Source organism: Polaromonas sp. A23 (assembly GCF_002001015.1).
Taxonomy (GTDB): Bacteria; Pseudomonadota; Gammaproteobacteria; order Burkholderiales; family Burkholderiaceae_C; genus Polaromonas.
Genome location: NZ_MUNO01000018.1, coordinates 79,609 through 99,118, shown reverse-complemented (window position 1 = coordinate 99,118; position 19,510 = coordinate 79,609). Strand labels below are relative to the sequence as shown.

Sequence of the window (19,510 nt, the reverse complement as noted above, 5' to 3'; positions counted from 1 at the left end):
GTGATCCGCAACAATCTTATTGTCCAGGAGCTTCCATGAAATTCAGACTCGCCCTGATAGCAGCCGTTATCGGCCTCGGCACCTCGGCCTGGGCCCAGACCAAGTGGGACCTGCCCGCCGCTTACCCCGCCACCAACTTCCACAGCGAAAACCTGGTTCAGTTTGCCAGCGACGTTGACAAGGCCAGCGGCGGCAAACTGAAAATCACCGTGCATGCCAATGCATCCCTCTTCAAGGCGCCGGAGATCAAACGCGCGGTACAGGGCGGACAAGCCCAAGCGGGTGAAATCCTGCTGGTCAACTTCCAGAACGAAGCACAACTGTTTGGCGCTGACGGCCTGCCCTTCCTCGCCGACAGCTATGACTCGGCCATGAAGCTCTATCAGGCGCAAAAGCCTCTGCTGGAGAAAAAGCTCGGCGAGCAAGGCATGTCCCTGCTCTACGCCGTGGCTTGGCCACCGCAGGGAATCTATGCCAAAAAACCCATTGCTTCGGCAGCTGACCTCAAAGGCGTGAAATGGCGCGCCTACAGCCCGGCGACCGCCCGCATTGCCGAACTGGTCGGCGCGCAACCGGTGACCATCCAGGCATCAGAGTTGTCCCAGGCCCTGGCGACTGGTGTGGTCGAGTCCTACATGTCATCCGGCTCCACCGGTGTCGACAGCAAGACGTATGAACACCTGAAGTTCTTCTTCGACACCCAGGCCTGGCTGCCCAAAAACGCCGTCGTTGTGAACAAGGCAGCTTTTGATGCCCTGGACGCAGCGACCAGACAGGCTGTTCTGAAAGCCGCAGCCGACGCCGAGGTACGCGGCTGGGCGGCCTCCAAACGCGTCAACACCGCATCGCTGGACACCCTGAAGGCCAACGGCGTGAACATCGTCACGCCGTCCCCGGCACTGAAGGCCGACATGAAAAAAGTCGGTGATGTGATGCTCAAGGAATGGCTGGACAAGGCCGGCCCCGAAGGCCAGGCCGTGGTTGATGCCTACCGCAAGTAATAGACCGGAGATGCGCAAGCTCCTCGACGGTATTTACGACAGCGCCGCCGCTTTGGCGGCGCTTTTCATGGTGGGCCTGCTTGTCATGGTGCTGCTGTCCATTGTCAGCCGGCAACTCCATTTTCATGTGCCGGGAACCGACGCCTATGCCGGCTACCTGATGGCGGCCAGCGGTTTCCTGGCATTGGCCCACACTCTCAAGCGCGGTGAACACATCCGCGTGACGCTGTTGATCAATGCGCTGACCGGCCGCTGGAAGAAATCCATGGAGGTATGGGCACTGGCCCTGGCCACACTCCTGGCGCTGCTGTTCGCGTTTTACAGCTGCAAGCTGGCCTGGCAGTCCCGCGCGTTCAACGACATATCCACCGGAAGCGATGCCACCCCCCTGTGGATGCCCCAGCTCGCCATGGCTTTCGGCGCCGTGATCCTCGTCATTGCGTTCGTTGACGAACTGGTGCTCGAGATCACGGGCCGCCGCGTCACCACGACCAGCAGCGAAGCCCTGCGCAACGAATAGGGACCCCATGAGCGATCTTGGAATCATGGCACTGCTGGTGCTGTCACTCTTTCTTATTCTGGGCACGGGTGTATGGATCGGGCTGACGCTGTCGGGCGTGGCCTGGATAGGCATGCAGCTGTTCACCACACGCGTGGCCGGCGACGCCATGGCCGTCACCATCTGGGGTTCAGCGTCGAGCTGGACGCTGACCGCTCTGCCGCTGTTTATCTGGATGGGCGAAATCCTGTTTCGCACCCGTCTCTCGCAAGATATGTTCAAGGGTCTGGCACCGTGGATGCAGGGCCTGCCGGGCAGGCTGCTGCACACCAATGTGGTGGGCTGCACGATTTTTGCCGCGGTGTCGGGCTCCAGCGCAGCCACCTGCGCCACCATCGGCAAAATGACCCTGCCGGAACTCAAACGGCGCGGCTACCCCGAACACATGATTATCGGCACCCTGGCCGGCGCCAGCACTCTGGGGTTGCTGATTCCGCCCTCGATCATCATGATTGTGTATGGGGTCACCGCAGAAGTATCGATTGCCAAGCTGTTCATCGCCGGCGTGCTGCCCGGCCTTCTGCTGGCTTCATTGTTTTCGGGTTACATCATGCTCTGGGCACTGCGCAACCCCGGGCAAATTCCTCCGGCAGACGAGAAATCGACTTTTCCGCAGAAACTTTCCGCATCACGCGCCCTGATTCCGGTGGTACTCCTGATCGCTGCGGTACTCGGCTCCATTTACACCGGTATCGCCACGGCCACAGAAGCCGCGGCAGTGGGTGTGGTGGGTTCACTGGTGATCTCTGCCCTGCAAGGCTCGATGAGCTGGGCCACCTTCCGCGATGCATTGATGGGAGCCACGCGGCTGTACTGCATGATCGCGCTGATCCTGGCCGGTGCTGCTTTCCTGACGCTTTCGATGGGCTACATCGGCCTGCCGCGCCACCTTGCCGAATGGATTGCCACGCTGGGCCTGACGCAGGGCCAGCTGATCCTGGCGCTGACCTTCTTTTTCATTTTGCTCGGCTGCTTTCTGGACGGCATCTCCATGGTGGTGCTCACCATGGGCGTATTGATGCCCACCATCCAGAAAGCCGGCATCGACCCGATCTGGTTCGGCATCTTTGTTGTTCTGGTGGTCGAAATGGCGCAGATCACGCCACCCGTCGGCTTCAACCTGTTTGTCCTGCAGGGCATGACTGGCCGCGAGCTGACATGGATTGCCAAAGTCACTCTGCCCATGTTCTTCCTGATGTGCGCTGCCGTGGCGATTGTGTATGTCTTTCCCGGCATCGTCACCTGGCTGCCGCAACAAATGAGCCGCTAGGTCTCTCATGCCACCGCTGATTTATTCGGTCTTCGCCATTTGCCTCGGTGCTTCTGCCGGCGCGCTCGCCCGCTGGGGCCTGGGCCTGTGGCTCAACCCGGGTGGCCTGATCCCCTGGGGAACGCTGGCCGCCAACCTGATAGGCGGCTACCTGGTCGGCGTCTGCGTCGCAACCTTTCAGTCCATGCCGCAAATGGACCCGATCTGGCGCCTCCTGCTGGTCACCGGCTTTCTGGGTGCGCTCACCACCTTCTCGACCTTTTCCGCCGAAGTCATCGCCATGCTGCCGCATGAGCGCTACGCCATGGCCTTGGGCACCGCCGCCCTTCACCTGTTCGGCTCACTGCTGCTGACCGTGGCCGGCATCAAGAGTGCTCTGTTTTTGATAGCTGCGCGAGCATGAAGAATGTGGCTGCTAGCGGCAAAAAGCACTGACATCGTTTTTTGCGACTTCCAGGTCATATTTATCAGTAGGGGCGCCATTCGTGTGCCTGACGGCCCCGCTAAGAACGTCCCGGGCCAGGTTGCATTTAGAAGAAGCCGTGTCATCCGACCTCCCTCCCGAAAGCGACTTGACACGCGCTACTGGCACATCAGCCGTGCTTTCTCTCAACCTCTGTGCCTGTCGTTCCTTAAGCCTGTGTTCCTGCTCCTTCCAGTCTGGTGTGGATGAGTTGGGTGCCCGCGCGGATGTGGGTAGAGGCCTCACCTTGACTTCTTCCGGCTTGACCTTGCCTGCATCTTCTTTTCTTTCCGAATAATGCGTTTGCCCCTTCGCATCCACCCATTTGAAAATTTCGGCATGAATGGGTAACGGCAGGAACAGAAATGCCAGAGAGACGCCGAATACGTAGCGGTTGAAACTTGAAGTTTTCACGAGGCTTCCTCTCCGCTATTGCGGATCACTGGCAAGGTTGCTTGCAATCGGACACTTCCATCATAGCCAACCTGCACATGGCCTCGAACCAAAACTCTGCCCCTGCCGAGACAAACAGTCTGGCCAGCTGAGACATTTCAACAGATTGATTTGCTACCAAGTAGATAGCAAACTATGTCCGCAACGTATGGGCAATAGCTACTTTTTATGCAGTATCTGCATTGATGCCCGCCACACGGTCAATCCCGCACACCAGGCCTTCTGCATTGTTTTCCGCCACAGCACGCCCGTTTTTCGCCCGGATCCCTCCTTCAGGCCTCTTAAGGCTCTCTTAAGCCAGCCCTTCCTACACTCGCGCATCTCTTATCCAAAGGATGCAACATGCAGAGTGCGCTGAGCAAGGTGTTTGACTCGCCCGTCGCCCCCATTACCGTGACCCACGCCCCGCCAGGCGCACCGCGCCGCCGGGAAGCCGAGGCCTATATCCGCTCGATTTTTGCAAGCCGGTATCAGGCCGATCCGGCGGCCTTCGCACCCAACCTCGTCATGCTGGAGCAGCACCAGCGCATCATCGCCGCCACGGGATGGCGCGGCGCCGGCGCCGAAACGCTGTACCTGGAACGCTACCTCGATGCGCCGATTGAAGCGGCGATGGAGAGCCTGGCCAGCGAGAAGGTGGTGCGCGAGCGCATTGTCGAGGTCGGCCACCTCGCGGCCGACAAGCCTGGCGGCAGCATCCACGTCATCCTCACGCTGGGCCGGCACCTGCACCGCCTGGGCTTTGAATGGGTGGTGTTCACCGCAACCCAGGAGCTGATAGGAATACTCACCAAACTGGGCTTGCCCATGCTGGCCCTGGCCAAGGCCGACCCCGCCCGCCTGGGCGACGACGCCGCGGCCTGGGGCACGTATTACAACACCCAGCCCATCGTGGTGGCCGGCCGTATCCAGCTGGGGCTGGACCGCATGAGGCGGCAGGCATGAGCGCCGAACGCGTGTTCGACGCACTGGCCGCGCGCGCGCCCGGTGCCTTGGTGCTACGCGGCGAGAGCGACACCTGGCGCGCCGCCGACGTGCTGGACAACGTGGCGGCGCTGGCCATGCGGCTGTCCGGCCACCGCGTGCTGGCCGTGCTGGCCGACAACAGCCCGGCCTGGGTCATGGCCGACCTGGCCGCGCTGCGCACCGGCACCGTGCACCTGCCCCTGCCGACTTTTTTCAGCCCGACGCAAATGGCGCATGTGCTGGAACAGACCCGCACCGACGTGTTGCTGACCGACCAGCCCGAAAGAATCCTGGCGTTGAACCTCGGCTTTGTCGCCAGTTGGCAATGGAGCGGTCTGGTCTGGATGCAGCGGCAGTGCCCGGCCGTCCCGCTGCCCGCCGGGACCGCCAAGATCTCCTTCACCTCCGGCAGCACCGGCACACCCAAAGGCGCTTGCCTGAGCGCCACCGGACTGATGGCCACCGCCGAAGGGGTGGCCGCACGCCTGGGCAACCTGCCTATCACGCAGCACATGGCCGTGTTGCCGCTGGCCCTGCTGCTGGACAACACCGCCGGCATTTACGCGCCCCTGCTGCGCGGTGCCGAGGTTCACTTGCCCGGCCTGCAAACCCTGGGATGGCGCGGCATGGCTGGCTTCGACCCGGCGGCCCTGCAGCAGTCGGTCATGGCAAACCACCCGCACAGCCTGATTCTGGTGCCCGAACTGCTCAAGGCCTGGACGCTGTTTCTGATGATCAGTGGCCAGCGTGCCCCGGCCGATCTGGCGTTTGTGGCCGTCGGCGGCGCCCGCGTGGACCCGGCCCTGCTGGAGCGCGCCCGCGCGCTCGGCATTCCGGCCTACCAGGGTTACGGCCTGACCGAATGCGGCTCGGTCGTCTGCATCAACCGCCCCGGCGATGACGGCCCGGGCGTCGGTCGTCCGCTGCCGCATGTGCGCCTGCGCATAGCGGACAACGAGGTGCACATCGCCAGCCCCGCCTTCCTCGGCTACGTGGGCGACACTGCATCCAGTCAGGCAGCCGGTGCGCAAGACTTCGCGACGGGCGACCTCGGCGAGCTCGATGCCAACGGCCACCTGCTGCTGTCGGGCCGGCGCAAGAACCTGCTCATCACCTCCTTCGGCCGCAACATCTCGCCGGAATGGGTGGAATCGGTGTTGCTGGCCCAGCCGGCCATAGCCCAGGCGGCGGTCATGGGTGACGCCCGCCCCTGGCTCAGCGCCGTGCTGGTCGCCAGCCCCGGCGCCACGCCGGCCCAGCTGGATGCTGCCGTCGCGCAGGCCAACAACACACTGCCCGACTACGCCCGCGCGGGCGGCTGGATCGCCGGCCCGCCCTTCACGCTGCTCAACGGCCAGGCCACCGGCAATGGCCGGCCACTGCGCAGCGCCATCGCCACCCACCATGCCGCCGCCCTGGCGGCGCTTTACGAAACAAAGGAGTCTTCCCATGTCGTTTTATGAGCAACTCACCGCGGCCACCCAGAAAGAGCGCGACCAGCTGCTGACCGTGCCCATCATTGCCGACTGCCTGCAGGGCCGCGTCAAGCTGACGGACTACCACGCCTTTCTCAGCCAGGCCTACCACCATGTGCGCCACACCACACCACTGCTGATGTCCCTGGGTGGCCGCCTGCCCGAACGCCTGGCCTGGCTGCGCCCGGCAGTGGCCGAGTACATCGAAGAAGAAATCGGCCACGAGGAATGGATACTGAATGACATCCGCGCGGCCGGCGGCGACGCCGATGCCGTGCGCGACAGCCGGCCCGAGCTGCCGGCCGAACTGATGGTGGCCTACGCCTACGACCTGGTGAACCGGGGCAACCCCGCGGGCTTTTTCGGCATGGTGTATGTGCTCGAAGGCACCAGCGTCGCGCTGGCCCTGATGGCCGCGGACCGCATCCAGCAGGGGCTGAAACTGCCGGATGCCGCCTTTTCCTATCTGCGTTCGCACGGCACGCTGGACCAGGAGCACACCAAGTACCTGGCTGAACTGCTGGAACAAATGGCGCCGGAAGACCGGCAGGACGTCGTGCGTTATGCCCGCGTTTTCTACCACCTGTACGGTGACATCTTCCGCGCCCTGTCGCAGCCCGAGGCCGTCTCATGCAACTGAACCAGGCGCGCATTCTGCTGACCGGCGCCAGTGGCGGCCTGGGCCGGGACCTCGCGCGCGAGCTGGCCAGTGCCGGCGCCGCCGTCCTGCTGGCCGGCCGCGACACGCTGCGGCTGGCCGCCATCAAAGCCGAGCTGGGCGCGCAGGCCGACAGTGTGATCGCCGACCTGACCACGGCGCAAGGCATCGCCGCAGCGAACGCCGCCGCCCGCGCCTTCGGTGTCAATGTGCTGATCAACAATGCCGGCATCGGCGCTTTTGGCTTGTTCGACCAGCAGGCCTGGCACACCGTCGAACAGGTGCTGGCCACCAACCTCGAGGCGCCGCTGCGCCTGACACATACCCTGCTGCCGTGGCTGAAGACACAACCGACCGCTGCCATCGTCAACGTCGGGTCCATGTTCGGCAGCCTGCCCTTTCCCGGCTTTTCCGCCTACTCGGCGGCCAAGGCGGGCCTGCGCGGTTTTTCGCAGGCGCTGCGCCGCGAACTCGCCGACACCCCGGTGGCGGTCATCCATATCGCACCGCGCGTCATCGCCACGCCGCTCAACACCGAAGCCGTCAACCAGCTCAACCGCGCGCTGAAGAACAACAGCGACAGCAGCCAGGCCGTCGCGCGGCAGATTGTCGCGGCCCTGCGCCACGGCAAGGGTGAACACCATTTCGGTTTTCCGGAACGCCTGTTTGCCTGGCTCAACGGCTTCGCCCCCTCACTGATAGACCGCGGCCTGGCCGGCCAACTGGCCATCGTCAAGCAACACGCCCCCTCTTCTGAACAGCCATGAAAGGACTTTCCATGCACCCCGTCATCCGCACCCTCCTCCTGCCTCTTGTGTTTGCCTTCGCCGGGCTTGCCGCCGCGGCCACATCGGAGGAACTGATACGCCCCATCCAGGACCAGTGGGCCGAGATCAAATACAGCAAGCCGGAAAAACAGCAAGCCGATCTGTACCACGCCCTGGCGCAGCAGGCGCACAAAATTGTTGAAGCCAACCCCGCCAGCGCCGAGGCGCTGACTTGGGAAGGCATCGTGGTATCCAGCGAAGCCGGTGCCAAGGGCGGCCTGGGCGCGCTGTCGCTGGCCAAAGAGGCCAAGCTGCGCTTCGAGGAAGCGCTGAAGATCAATGACAAGGCGCTCGCCGGTTCCGCCTACACCAGCCTGGCCACGCTGTACGCCCAAGTACCGGGCTGGCCGGTCGGTTTTGGCAACAAGGACAAGGCCGAAGAATATTTCAAGAAGTCACTGGCCATCAACCCGACCGGCATCGACCCGAACTTCTTCTACGGCGAGTACCTGCTCGGCCGCGACCGCCATGCCGAAGCCCGCACCCACCTGGAAGCCGCACTGAAGGCCCCGCCGCGCCCGGGCCGTGAACTGGCCGACAGCGGCCGCCGGCAGGAAATCCAGGCGCTGCTGGCGAAAGCAAACAAGTAAATTCGCTCTGCTTTTGATAGCTGCTTGCGCCCGCCACATATGGGCTGCAAGCCAATTTGATCTTGTAAAAGGCGAAAAACACGCTTGGCGTGATTTTCCATTGGACGCATCTGGACTAAAAGCTTTTTTCAGCTCGCCGGCGGGCAGCGTGCCGGCCCCAGGGGAGTCATAACTCTCGCGACATGAACACGCTGTGTGGGTCTTCCCTGTAGCTTCCGAAGGGGCCGCACAGGGAAAAACCAAAACTCGCGTAAAGCTCCTGGGCGGGTACAAAGGCGTCTACAGCCTCGGTTTCCAGGCTCAGGCGCTGGTAGCCCCGACCTCCTGCAACGCTGATGATGTGCGCGAGGACTGCGCGGCCGGCGCCCAGGCGGCGCAAAGCCAGCGGGGTCCTCATCGACTTGACCTCACCGTGGGACGGCGAGAGCTCTTTCAGCGCGCAGCAACCAAGAAGAACACCGTCGTCCCAAACCGTCCAGAAGGTGATGTCCGGGCTTCGAAGCTTCGCCACGTCAAGCGCATGAACACTTTCTGGCGGTGACAGCTCGTACATGTTCGACAGGTGCTCGTTGAGCAGCGCAATGACTTCGGGCCGGGTCAGGTCATCAGCTTCAATTTTCATGCAGAGATGTGGCTTTCACGTCTAGCTGTTTGGCATGCTCGTTGAAGCCTTCGAAGGTGGGGATGGCTACCTGCATGGCGGTGTAGTGAATGGAATCCGGGGTTCGACGGGAGCGAACCGTGGAGGCCAGCGAAGCCTGCAACAACGGGTCTGCCCGATGGAAGGGGGTAAGCACCTGGTGCTCAGTCTCTGGGCCAAAACCTGTTCGACAGCAGCTCGAACGCGGCGGGCTGACTGAGGCGAAGCCCTTCCAGTTGCTCTGAAAGTTGCTCAACCGTAGCCGCACCTTTCCTCTTCTTGAGCTCCTCGATCTGCTTTCGGATGCCTTCAAGGCGGTCGAGTGCTACCTTGGCTTGTTCAGCGGTAATGCTGCTCCGGCCCGAAAGACCGAGCAGGGCCTCGGTAAGAAGGCCGATTTGCTTGCCGTAGGAGGCGACGTCAAAGGCTTCACGCTCCACCGAACCGTCACCTGCATCTGGACGAATTGCCCCAAAAAACCAGCCCAGATTGGGCTCGATCTGCTGAGCCACGCTGCCACTCCAGGGGAAGTGAACCTGTGGCGCCCAAAACCAGAACCATGGAAACATAATGCCCCCCAAGCGGGATGGATGATGCGGATTGTGCCAAATATAAACTGGCTGACGCGCAGCCTCGGCGTCACATCGTATCTGCTATATTTTTTATAGCTACTTGCACAATATACACAATGGCTACAGCCCGATTTCCTTACGAAACTCAAGCACAACGGACTCAGGGCGATACCCGCGCCACCCCGCACACCAGTTCACCGGGATCGTTGGCCAACACCGCGCGTTCATTCTTGGCCTGTGCCACTTCCATGTCGCGCGGCAACACCACGCCGTTTTTCACGGCCAGCACCTCGGCCATGACGCTGACGGCAATTTCAGGCGGGGTCTTGCTGCCGATGTAGATGCCGATGGGGCCGCGCAGGCGGGCCAGGGCGGATTCTTCCAGGTCAAAATGCTCAGCCATGCGCTGGTGCCGTGCGTCGTTGTTGCGCCGTGAACCGATGGCGCCGACGTAGAACGCGTCGGTGTTGAGGGCTTCGAGCAGGGCCAGGTCGTCGAGTTTCGGGTCGTGCGTGAGCGCGATCACGCAGCTGCGCCTGTCCGGCTTGAAGGCAATGACCACGTCGTCGGGCATGTCGCTGAGCACCTTGGCGCCAGGTACGGACCAGGCACTGCGGTACTCTTCGCGCGGGTCGCACACGGTGACGGCAAAACCGCTGAACAGCGCCATGGTGGCCAGATACTCGGTCAGCTGGCCGGCACCTATGAGCAGCATGCGGTATTCGGGGCCAAAGGTATTGACCAGTTCAAGCGACGAAACGCTGAGTTCGGCCGGGGCCCTGGCCTCGGTGAGGGTGACCGCACCATCAGCGAGCCGCACCGTGCGCTGCATCAGTTGCCCGGCTTCCAGTGCGCTGACCAGTTGCGCCAGCGCCGTGGCGTCGGGATCGTATTCCAGCAGCAGCTCCAGCGTGCCGCCGCAGGGCAGGCCGAAGCGGTGGGCTTCGTCGGCGGTGATGCCGTACTTGACAAAGCCCGGCGGGCCGGAGGGGATGGCCTTGCTGCTGACGCCGGAAGCAGCCGAGGCGTAAGCCTGCGTATGCTGGTAGATCAAATCGTCTTCAATGCAACCGCCAGAGACTGAACCCACCACCATCCCGTCCTCGTTAAGCGCCATGATCGAGCCAACCGGTCGCGGCGACGAGCCCCAGGTGCGTACCACCGTGGCCAGCAAGGCGCGTTTACCCGCCGCACGCCAGTCATGCAGGGTACGCAACACCATGACATCTAGGTTTTCCATTTGCGCTCCTTTTTTTTGGGGGGGGTGCAGCCAGCCGTCAACTGCCCAGCCAGACTGCCAGTGCCAGCACTGCAGCACCCACAACCCAGACCCACACCGGAATGGCCGTTTTCCCGTCCTTGACGGGCGTGCCGCTTTCCACATTACCCATGACCATTTTGGCCGCATAACTCTCCGGATGCTGGCGCTGCATTTCCTCGTCGAAGCGCTTGAAAAAATCTTCGGCCATGGACTTGGCTGCACCGTCGATCAAGCGCTGCCCCAGCTGGGCTATCTTGCCGCCGACGGAGGCATGCACAAGGTACGACAGTTCACAGCCGCCCTCGTTGGGCGTCAGCGTCACTTCGGCACTGCCCTTGCCAAAACCGGCCACACCGCCCTGCCCGTCAAACGACAGCTTGTAGCTTGCCGGTGGATTCATCTCGGTCAGCGAAATCTTGCCGGTAAATTTTGCCGAAACCGGGCCGATCTTCAAGGCCATGGCGACGGCGTACTGGTTCTCGCCGGTGGCCTCCACCTTGTCGCAGCCGGGAATGCAGGCCTTGAGCACGGCGGGGTCGTTCAGCGCGTCCCAGGCCTGTTGTTGCGTCACAGCCAGTTGGCGGCTTCCTTGCATGTCCATGTGTTTTCCCTTTTTTTGGTTTTCGAGTTTTCCTTGAATCCGTCTCGCCCGAATGCAGCGTTACTTCTTCATCAGAGCGGCCAGGCTGGCCGCCAGTTCCTCAAGCTTGCTTAAATTGTGAACAGCCAGCATGCCGTGCGCATGTGCATGCAGCACCGCCGCGCCGCGCGCCAGCGGCGCATAGCCGTCAAACCGCAGCAGGGGATTGAGCCACAGCAGGCGGCGGCTGCGCCGGCGCAGCCAGGCCAGCTCGCGCGCCAGATCGGCCGGCTCGCCGGTATCCAGCCCGTCCGTGATAACCAGCACGATGGTGCGCCGCCCGACCAGGCGGCGCGCATGATGCTCACGCAGGCTGGCCAGTGACGCTCCCAGTTGCGTGCCGCCGGCGAAATCTTCGATCGCCAGGCTGGCATGGGCCAGCATCTCGTCGGTGTCGGCTTGGCGGAAGGCGGGCGTCAGGTCAGTCAAATGCATGCCGAAGGCAAACACGTCGCGGTGCGGGTGGCGTCGCGTGGCCGCATGCAGAAAGGCCAGCAGCAAGCGGGCATAACGCTCCATCGAACCCGACACATCGACCAACACCAACAAAGGCAGGGCCTGCTCGCGCCGCTGCAGCCGTGGCAGGTGCATGAGTTCACCGCCGGTGCGCGCCGCCTGGTGCATCACACCGGGCCAGTGCATGCGTGCGCCCGAGGCTGCGGGCCGGCTGCGCCGCGAGGCAAACACCGGCAGGGGCAGCTTGATGTCGCGCGCCAACCTTTCGACCAGCCGGTATTCGGTGGCCGAGAGCGCATTGAAATCGGCGTGCTGCAGGCGGGCAATGTCGCTGGCCGTCATGGCTGCATCGAACTCGACCTTCTGGTCTTCGGTACTGGGTTTGGCCTGCTGGCCAAAAGCCTTTTGCGGCGCCAGCGCCTCACGCACGCGCGGCCGGCGCTTGCTCGGTTCGGCCCGGCCCTCGGCGCTGGGCAGCAATTGCGCCAGCAACTTGTTGGCCACTTTCGGATCCTGAAAATAAACGTCGAACAGTTCCCGAAACACCATGCGGTCCTGCTCGCGGCTGACCATCACGGCTTCGAAGGCGGCGCTAAGGTCTTCCTTTTCACTGATGCCGACGGCGAGTGCAGCTTCCTTGGCGAGAGCAATGCGCTGGCTGTCCACCTTCACGCCAGCGCGGCGCAGGGCACGTCCGAAGCCGGCAATGTTGTCGGCGAGTTTGCCGCTTCTTGAATCACCTAAGAGCATAGGCCCCCACGTTCGCTCGCTGCGCGTAGCTCTCTGCCCCCCGAGGGAGCTGCGTGCCGCGGCTCCGAGCCTGCAGGTGCAGGCTTGGACGGCACGCAGATGGGATGCGTCTCGCATCCTGGCGGCCTGCAAGGCCTGCGCCTGCGGACTGGCAAAGCCAGATCCGCGGCCCCTGCTGGTAAAGAGAGAGCCCCAGTGTTTGTCAGAGCAGATACTGTTCGAAGCTCTGCGGGAAATGGCGCTGCATTGACGCCTTCCATCTCATGCACCCGCCTCTTCAGGCTTGAGCAGCTCCACAGCCAGCTCGTGCGTGAGTGCCGCCACGTCTTCCCGCTGCTTGAACAGAATGCCTGCGGTATCGGCCACCACCTCGGGGTCGACCACCAGGGTGTCGAGCGCCACCAGCGCTTTCGCCCACTCCACACTTTCGGCAATGCCCGGCGCGCGCTGGAAGGCGTTGCCAAACGGTGAACGGCGCAACCGATCCACAAAGCTCGCCACCTGGGCCGACAGCTGCTCGCCCGCTTCCGGCACCTGGGCACGCACGATCGCCAGCTCGCGCTCACGGTCGGGGTAGTCGAGCCAGTGGTAGAGGCAGCGGCGCTTGACGGCATCGTGGAGTTCGCGCGTGCGGTTGCTGGTGAGAATGGTCACCGGCGTCACCTCGGCGCGCACCGTGCCGATTTCCGGAATGCTGACCTGGTACTCGCCGAGGTACTCCAGCAGAAAGGCTTCAAAAGGCTCATCTGCTCTGTCCACCTCGTCGATCAGCAGCACGGCACCGGGCGCGGGCGTTTGCAGTGCCTGCAGCAACGGCCGGCGTATCAGGTAACGGTGTTGGTAAACCTCGCGCTCGACGTCGACATTTTCCTGACCTTCGCTTTGGCCTTCGACGGCGCGCATGTGCAGCAACTGGGCGGCGTAATTCCACTCGTACAAAGCTTCGCGCTGCTCCAGGCCGTCGTAACACTGCAGGCGTATCAGTTGCCGTTGTAATGCCAGCGCCAGCGCTTTCGCCAGTTCGGTCTTGCCGACACCGGGTTCGCCCTCCAGCAGCAAGGGCCGCTGCAGCTTGAGCGCCAGAAACACGGCCGTGGCCAGCCGGCGGTCGGCAAAGTAGCCGGCGCCCTGCAGCGCCTGCGTCAGGGCATCAATCGTGGGAAAAGGTGTCATCGGATCAGTTTAGCCTGCGCTTCAAACGCTATCAATTCAGGAGCTGCTTGCGCCCGTATTTAAAGGGCTGGAGGCACAAAACATCACAAGATAGCGGCATTCCCGGTGTCAGGCAGGCGTTCGGCCGCCCTCTGCTCAACCCAACGCCTTTGCCACACCGCGCTGCGCCTGCACGCTGATCAGGTTCGCACGGTAAGCCGCCGTTGCGTGAATGTCGCTGTTGAGGTCTGTCGCATCAATCTTCACTGATGCAGCAGCCTCGGGCGTGAAGCTTTTGCTCAACGCCACTTCCAGCCCCTTGTGGCAGAACACGCCGCTGGATGCGCCTGTGACGGCTACGCGCACGCCGGCATCAAACTGGGCCACAAACACGCCCACCAGCGCAAAGCGCGAGGCCGGCTGCTTGAACTTCATGTAGGCCGCGCGCTTCGGAATCGGAAAGCTGATGGCGGTGATCAGCTCGCCTTCTTCCAGCGCCGTGGAGAACATGCCCAGGAAGAAATCGTCGGCCGCTATCTTGCGTGAGGTGGTGAAAATGGTCGCGCCCAACGCCAGCACCGCCGCCGGATAGCAGGCCGAGGGGTCGTTGTTCGCCACTGAACCGCCTAGGGTCCCCATGGCGCGCACCTGCCGGTCGCCGATGTGGGCGGCCAGTTCGGCGAGCGCTGGCAAGGCCGCCTTCAGTTCGGCACTGTTGGACACGTCGATGTGGCGCGTCATGGCGCCGATGACAAAGGCATTGCCATCGCGCTTGATGCCGGTCAGCTCCTTGATGCCGCTGAGGTCGGCCAGCTGGTCCGGGCTGGACAGGCGCAGCTTCATCGACGCCAGCAGGGTCTGGCCGCCGGCCAGCGGTTTGGCGCCAGCGGCGGCAAGCTTCACGGCAGCGGCCAGGGAGGTGGGCCGTTCCAGGGTGAATGCATACATGGTGGTTTCTCCTTGAATGTCTGGTTTATTGCTTTTTGGCGGACTGGATGGCTTCCCAGACGCGGCTGGGTGAGGCCGGCATGTCGAAGTCGGTCACACCCAGCGGTTTGAGGGCGTCGAGCACGGCGTTGATCACGGCCGGCGGCGAGCCGATGGCGCCCGCCTCGCCGCAGCCCTTGGCGCCCAGCGGGTTGTGGCTGCAAGGCGTGCACAAAGTGTCCAGCTTGAAGGTGGGCATATCGTCGGCGCGCGGCAGCGCGTAGTCCATCAGCGAGCCGGTCAGCAACTGGCCGGATTCCGGGTCGTACACGCAGTTTTCCAGCAGGGCCTGGCCGATGCCCTGCACCAGACCACCATGCACCTGGCCTTCAACAATCATCGGGTTGATGATGTTGCCGAAATCATCCACGGCGGTGAACCGGTCCACCCGAACCACACCCGTCGCCGGATCGACTTCGACCTCGCAGATGTAGGTGCCTGCGGGGAAGGTGAAGTTGGTGGGGTCGTAAAACGCCGTTTCGTTCAGGCCGGGCTCGAGCTTGTCGAGCGGGTAGTTGTGCGGCACATAGGCCGTCAGCGCGACCTGGCCGAAAGTCACCTTCTTGTCGGTGCCCTTGATGGTGAACTCGCCGTTGGCAAACTCGACGTCGGCATCGCTGGCTTCCATCAGGTGCGCGGCAATCTTTTTCGCCTTGGTCTCTATCTTGTCGAGCGCCTTCATGATGGCCGTGCCGCCGACGGCCAGCGAACGCGAGCCGTAGGTGCCCATGCCGAAAGGCACACGCCCGGTGTCGCCGTGCACCACGTCCACCTGGTCCACCGAGATGCCCAGGCGCGCGGCCACCACCTGCGCAAACGTGGTTTCGTGCCCCTGGCCGTGGCTGTGCGAGCCGGTAAACACCGTCACGCTGCCGGTCGGGTGCACGCGCACTTCACCGCACTCGAACAGGCCGGCGCGCGCACCGAGCGCACCGGCAATGTTGCTGGGCGCCAGGCCGCAGGCCTCGATGTAGCAGGAGTAACCCATGCCGCGCAGCAGGCCTTTGGCGGTCGAGGCGGTTTTGCGCTTTTCAAAACCGGCCACGTCGGCCAGCTCGTTGCCGCGCTTGAGCAGCGCGTGGAAGTCACCCACGTCGTACTGCAGTGCCACCGGTGTCTGGTAGGGGAAATCTTTCACCAGGTTGCGCCGGCGGATCTCGTCCTGCGCAAGGCCCAGCTCCCAGCCGCAGCGCGTGACCAGCCGCTCCAGCAGATAGGTGGCCTCGGGCCGCCCGGCTCCGCGGTAGGCATCAACCGGCGCGGTGTTGGTGAACCATGCATCGACCTCGACATAAATCTGCGGCGTGGTGTACTGACCCGCCAGCAGGGTCGCGTACAGAATCGTCGGCACCGCCGGTGCAAAGGTGGAGAGGTAGGCGCCCATGTTGGCGTCGGTATGTACCCGCAGCGCGAGGAACTTGCCATCCTTGTCCAGCGCCATCTCGGCGTGGCTGGAATGGTCGCGGCCATGGGCATCGCTGACAAAGGCCTCGCTGCGGTCGGCCGTCCACTTGATGTTGCGGTTGAGCTTTTTTGAGGCCCAGGTCAGGCACACGTCTTCGGCATACAGGTAGATCTTGGAGCCAAAACCGCCACCGACATCCGGCGCAATCACACGCACCTTGTGTTCGGGCAAGCCCATCACAAATGCCGTCAGCAGCAAGCGTTCCACGTGCGGATTCTGGTTCGACACATACAGCGTGTATTCGTCCGACGCGCGGTTGTAGGAACCGATGACGGCGCGCGGCTCCATCGCATTCGGCACCAGCCGGTTGTTGGTCAGGTCCAGCCTGGTCACATGCGCCGCCTTGGCAAACACCGCATCGACCTGGGCCTTGTCGCCAATCGCCCATTTGTAGCAATGGTTGTCCGGCGCCGCATCGTGCAGGGCGGCGGCCTTGGCCGCATCGGTGACGCGGACCACGGCGCTCAGCACGTCGTAATCGACCTCGACCAGCTCGGCGGCATTTTTCGCCTGCTCCAGCGTCTCGGCCACCACCATGGCGACATGGTCGCCGACATAACGCACCTTGCCCTGCGCCAGGATGGGGTGCGGCGGCTCTTTCATCGGGGTGCCGTCGGTGCTGGTGATCAGCCAGCCGCAAGGCAGGCCGTTGATCTTGTCGGCCGCCACATCCTCGCCGGTGAACACATCGAGCACGCCCGGCGCGGCTTTGGCGGCTGAGGTGTTGATGCCGTTGATCTTCGCGTGGGCATGCGGCGAACGCACAAACACCGCATAACTCTGACTGGCCAGCGTGATGTCATCGGTGTACTGCCCACCCCCCGTGAGAAAGCGGTAGTCCTCCTTGCGGCGGACGGAGGTGCCAATGTTTGGCAAGTTGACGAAATCGGATGCACCCATGTGTGTACTCCTGAAAATGAAAGGGAGAAGCCTGGCGGCGCGCGAAGCGGCGATGCCTGAGGAAACGGTGAGGACCTGAGACGCTGGCTGGTTCAGGTCGCCATGGCGGCAGCACCCTGCTGCACCGCCTTGACGATGTTCTGGTAACCGGTGCAGCGGCAGATGTTGCCTTCGAGCAGCTCGCGGATTTCGCCTTCGCTGGCTTTCGGGTGGTGCTTGCACAGGTCCACCGCACTCATCACCATGCCGGTGGTGCAGAAACCGCATTGCAGGCCATGGCATTCCTTGAAGGCCGCCTGCATCGGGTGCATGGTGCCGTCGGCGGCCGCCAAACCTTCGATGGTGGTGATGTCAGCACCTTCAGCTTGGGCGGCCAGGATGTTGCAGGACTTGACGGCACGCCCGTTCATGATGACCGTGCAGGCGCCGCACTGGGCGGTGTCACAGCCCACGTGGGTGCCGGTCAGATGGAGCTGCTCGCGCAGCACCTGCACCAGCAATGTGTTGGGGGGCGTCTCGACACTTTTTGCCTTGCCGTTGACTTTGAGCTGAACTTGCATGGGCTTGTCTCCTGATGGCTGTTGTTTGGCTACGGATGAGCTTGGCGGATTAACCAGTCATTGTTGAATTGGCCCCCCTGGGGAACCCTAGGTAAAACCCTAGGACCTTGCCAAAGCCCGTTGAAATTCTCAAAATGGAACACTCCCCGCCAAACACGTAAGCCGACGTGTCTGCGGCAGGTCTGGTAGGCTGCCTCTTCCGCATTTCCACACCCATGCTGTCCGTCCTCCCGCCCTCCTCCGAGCAACGCCTGCAGCAGATTGCGCATGCGCGCCGGGCGGTGCTGCAGGAAGGCAAAAACCTCTCCGGCGTGCTGGCTGAACCGTGGATAGAACGCTCCTGGCAGCGCTGCCTGGCCAACGGTCAGACTCCCGAACAACCCATCAGCTTCGATGTGTTGCCCGCGCAGGCCCTGCGCCGCACCGAGGAAGCCAACCACATGCTGGTGCAGGCCGCGCGTCCGGTGCTGGAAAAGCTAGGCGCCGCCATCGCCAGCACACGCTACTTCGCCATCCTGACCAATGCACAGGGCGTGGTGGTCGACGTGAACGGCGCCATCGACCGGCGCGACCGCCGGGCCGACCTGATCACGCGCATCGGGGTGGACCTGTCCGAACAACGTGTGGGGACCACCGCGATTGGTGCCGCGCTGAGCGAGTTGCAGCCGGTCTGGCTGCACCGCGGCGAACATTTTTTTACATCCAACTCTGCCTACAGCTGCGCCGGTGCACCGCTGTTCGACCCCGATGGCCGTTGCGCCGGCATGCTGGACCTGACCGGCGTGGACACGGTGGAGCGCCCCGAACTCAAACACCTGGTCGTGCAGTCGGCACGCAGCATTGAAAACGCGCTGATGCAAAGCCGGCCGCACGAGTTGCTGATCCGTCTGAACTGGTCCAGCCAATGCCTGGGCGAAGACTCGGACGGCCTGGTCTGCGTGGACCCGGACGGCTGGGTCAGCGGCGCCAACCCGGCCGCGCGGCAAATGGTACCGGCGTTGCAGGTCGGCAGCCCGGCAGCGGTGCACTGCAGCGAGCTGTTTGCCATGCCTTACGAGATGCTGTTTGACGCCGCCAAAAGCGACACCTTGGGTTACGCCCAAGCCATGGACGTGCCCCTGTGGTCCGGCCTGCGCCTGCACGCGCTGCCGCTGCTGCGCGGGCGCGCCGGCGCGTCGGGCCGGCTCAATGGCCGGGCAGCGCCGGCCCTGCCGCTCAAGGACGTCGAAACGGCGCTGATACGCAAGGCCGTCAACGAAGCCAAAGGCAACGTCATGAAGGCGGCGCGAGCACTTGGCATCAGCCGCGCCACCGTTTACCGGCGGCTGGGCGGCAAAGCTAAATAATCAGTGCTTGTGGTGCATGGCATCGGCCTTGCCTGATGCCGGCGCGGCAGCAGCGCCCGGCGCCGAAGCGGCCACCGGCAGCTTCAGCTCCACCTTGCTCTCCTGGCCTTTCGCATCCTTGAAGGTCAGTGTCAGCGGCACGGTGCTGCCGTTGGGCAGCGCCTGCTTCAGCCCCATCAGCATCACGTGGTAGCCGCCGGGCTTGAGTTGCACGGTCTGGCCGGCCGGTAAATCCAGCACGGGCACGGCACGCATCCGCATGATGTCGCCTTCCATCTTCATCTCATGGACTTCCGCCACACCGGCCACGGGGGACGACGCCCCCACCAGCTTCGTGCCGTCTTTGGACGTCAGGGCCATGAAGGCGCCCGTGCCCGACTGGCCGGGCACCGCGCTGCGCACCCAGGCATTTTTCACGTCGACGGACTGGGCTTGGGCGAATCCGGCGGTCAGAGCCAGCACGGTTGCAATGGTTTTGAGTTTCATGCGCTTCTTTCTGAAGTTAGAAAATAAATGAGA

22 protein-coding genes are annotated in these 19,510 nt (G+C 63.3%); 10 read left to right on the top strand and 12 right to left on the bottom strand.

What is annotated here, in order from left to right:
* Positions 1-35: 35 nt before the first annotated feature.
* The 4 genes from B0B52_RS09370 to crcB are packed head-to-tail and all read left to right on the top strand — an operon-like array spanning position 36 to position 3,233.
* Positions 36-1,001 (top strand): TRAP transporter substrate-binding protein, encoded by a 966-nt coding sequence (locus B0B52_RS09370; protein WP_077593365.1) that lies wholly within the window; start codon positions 36-38, stop codon positions 999-1,001.
* A gap of 10 nt (positions 1,002-1,011) precedes the next feature.
* Positions 1,012-1,521, top strand: a complete 510-nt coding sequence (locus B0B52_RS09365; RefSeq protein ID WP_077593364.1) for a TRAP transporter small permease — start codon at positions 1,012-1,014, stop codon at positions 1,519-1,521.
* 7 nt (positions 1,522-1,528) lie between these two features.
* Complete coding sequence (locus B0B52_RS09360; RefSeq protein ID WP_077593363.1) at positions 1,529-2,830, top strand: TRAP transporter large permease; 1,302 nt, start codon at positions 1,529-1,531, stop codon at positions 2,828-2,830.
* 19 nt (positions 2,831-2,849) lie between these two features.
* Complete coding sequence (gene crcB, locus B0B52_RS09355) at positions 2,850-3,233, top strand: fluoride efflux transporter CrcB (protein ID WP_139351891.1); 384 nt, start codon at positions 2,850-2,852, stop codon at positions 3,231-3,233.
* 12 nt (positions 3,234-3,245) lie between these two features.
* Here the strand turns inward: crcB and B0B52_RS09350 are convergent, their stop codons facing one another.
* Positions 3,246-3,707: a DUF4124 domain-containing protein gene (locus B0B52_RS09350; RefSeq protein ID WP_077593361.1), complete on the bottom strand. Its 462-nt coding sequence runs from the start codon at positions 3,705-3,707 to the stop codon at positions 3,246-3,248.
* Positions 3,708-4,088: 381 nt separating this feature from the next.
* Between B0B52_RS09350 and B0B52_RS09345 the strand changes: the two genes are divergently transcribed.
* From B0B52_RS09345 to B0B52_RS09325, 5 genes are read left to right on the top strand one after another with little or no spacing between them, the layout of a single operon-like run.
* Positions 4,089-4,691 carry a thermostable hemolysin gene (locus B0B52_RS09345; protein WP_077593360.1) on the top strand — a complete coding sequence of 201 codons (603 nt, stop codon included), beginning with the start codon at positions 4,089-4,091 and terminating at the stop codon, positions 4,689-4,691.
* A complete protein-coding gene (locus tag B0B52_RS09340) occupies positions 4,688-6,175 on the top strand; it encodes an AMP-binding protein (protein WP_077593359.1) in 1,488 nt (495 codons plus the stop codon). Before B0B52_RS09345 ends, B0B52_RS09340 begins: the two co-directional genes overlap by 4 nt.
* Positions 6,162-6,827, top strand: a complete 666-nt coding sequence (locus tag B0B52_RS09335) for a TenA family transcriptional regulator (RefSeq protein WP_077593358.1) — start codon at positions 6,162-6,164, stop codon at positions 6,825-6,827. Before B0B52_RS09340 ends, B0B52_RS09335 begins: the two co-directional genes overlap by 14 nt.
* Positions 6,818-7,612, top strand: coding sequence for an SDR family oxidoreductase (locus tag B0B52_RS09330; protein WP_077593357.1), 795 nt, complete (start codon positions 6,818-6,820; stop codon positions 7,610-7,612). The genes B0B52_RS09335 and B0B52_RS09330 overlap by 10 nt, the downstream gene beginning before the upstream one ends.
* A gap of 11 nt (positions 7,613-7,623) precedes the next feature.
* On the top strand, positions 7,624-8,262 hold the full coding sequence (locus B0B52_RS09325) for a hypothetical protein (protein ID WP_077593356.1): 639 nt from the start codon (positions 7,624-7,626) through the stop codon (positions 8,260-8,262).
* Between the two features lie 166 nt (positions 8,263-8,428).
* On the opposite strand, the gene B0B52_RS09320 is transcribed toward B0B52_RS09325, so the two are convergent.
* The 10 genes from B0B52_RS09320 to B0B52_RS09280 all read right to left on the bottom strand — a co-directional run bounded on the left by B0B52_RS09320 (position 8,429) and on the right by B0B52_RS09280 (position 17,645).
* Positions 8,429-8,884, bottom strand: a complete 456-nt coding sequence (locus B0B52_RS09320) for a GNAT family N-acetyltransferase (protein ID WP_077593355.1) — start codon at positions 8,882-8,884, stop codon at positions 8,429-8,431.
* Positions 8,874-9,059 (bottom strand): hypothetical protein, encoded by a 186-nt coding sequence (locus B0B52_RS22130; protein ID WP_139351879.1) that lies wholly within the window; start codon positions 9,057-9,059, stop codon positions 8,874-8,876. Before B0B52_RS22130 ends, B0B52_RS09320 begins: the two co-directional genes overlap by 11 nt.
* Before the next feature lie 7 nt (positions 9,060-9,066).
* A complete protein-coding gene (locus B0B52_RS22565; RefSeq protein WP_174575482.1) occupies positions 9,067-9,414 on the bottom strand; it encodes a hypothetical protein in 348 nt (115 codons plus the stop codon).
* A 220-nt stretch (positions 9,415-9,634) separates the two neighbouring features.
* A complete protein-coding gene (locus tag B0B52_RS09310) occupies positions 9,635-10,714 on the bottom strand; it encodes an XdhC family protein (RefSeq protein ID WP_077593354.1) in 1,080 nt (359 codons plus the stop codon).
* Between the two features lie 37 nt (positions 10,715-10,751).
* Complete coding sequence (locus B0B52_RS09305; RefSeq protein WP_077593353.1) at positions 10,752-11,336, bottom strand: CoxG family protein; 585 nt, start codon at positions 11,334-11,336, stop codon at positions 10,752-10,754.
* A 60-nt stretch (positions 11,337-11,396) separates the two neighbouring features.
* A complete protein-coding gene (locus tag B0B52_RS09300; protein ID WP_077593352.1) occupies positions 11,397-12,581 on the bottom strand; it encodes a VWA domain-containing protein in 1,185 nt (394 codons plus the stop codon).
* Between the two features lie 261 nt (positions 12,582-12,842).
* Positions 12,843-13,754 (bottom strand): MoxR family ATPase, encoded by a 912-nt coding sequence (locus B0B52_RS09295; protein WP_077593351.1) that lies wholly within the window; start codon positions 13,752-13,754, stop codon positions 12,843-12,845.
* A gap of 135 nt (positions 13,755-13,889) precedes the next feature.
* Complete coding sequence (locus B0B52_RS09290) at positions 13,890-14,681, bottom strand: xanthine dehydrogenase family protein subunit M (RefSeq protein WP_077593350.1); 792 nt, start codon at positions 14,679-14,681, stop codon at positions 13,890-13,892.
* A 25-nt stretch (positions 14,682-14,706) separates the two neighbouring features.
* Entirely contained in the window at positions 14,707-17,085 is a 2,379-nt protein-coding gene (locus B0B52_RS09285) for a xanthine dehydrogenase family protein molybdopterin-binding subunit (RefSeq protein WP_077593349.1), read from the bottom strand.
* A gap of 92 nt (positions 17,086-17,177) precedes the next feature.
* Entirely contained in the window at positions 17,178-17,645 is a 468-nt protein-coding gene (locus B0B52_RS09280) for a (2Fe-2S)-binding protein (RefSeq protein WP_077593348.1), read from the bottom strand.
* Positions 17,646-17,860: 215 nt separating this feature from the next.
* Between B0B52_RS09280 and B0B52_RS09275 the strand changes: the two genes are divergently transcribed.
* The gene (locus B0B52_RS09275) at positions 17,861-18,991 is read left to right on the top strand and encodes a sigma-54-dependent Fis family transcriptional regulator (protein WP_077593347.1); all 1,131 of its coding nucleotides are present in this window, start codon (positions 17,861-17,863) and stop codon (positions 18,989-18,991) included.
* Here the strand turns inward: B0B52_RS09275 and B0B52_RS09270 are convergent, their stop codons facing one another.
* Entirely contained in the window at positions 18,992-19,477 is a 486-nt protein-coding gene (locus tag B0B52_RS09270; RefSeq protein WP_077593346.1) for a copper chaperone PCu(A)C, read from the bottom strand.
* Positions 19,478-19,510 lie beyond the last annotated feature (33 nt).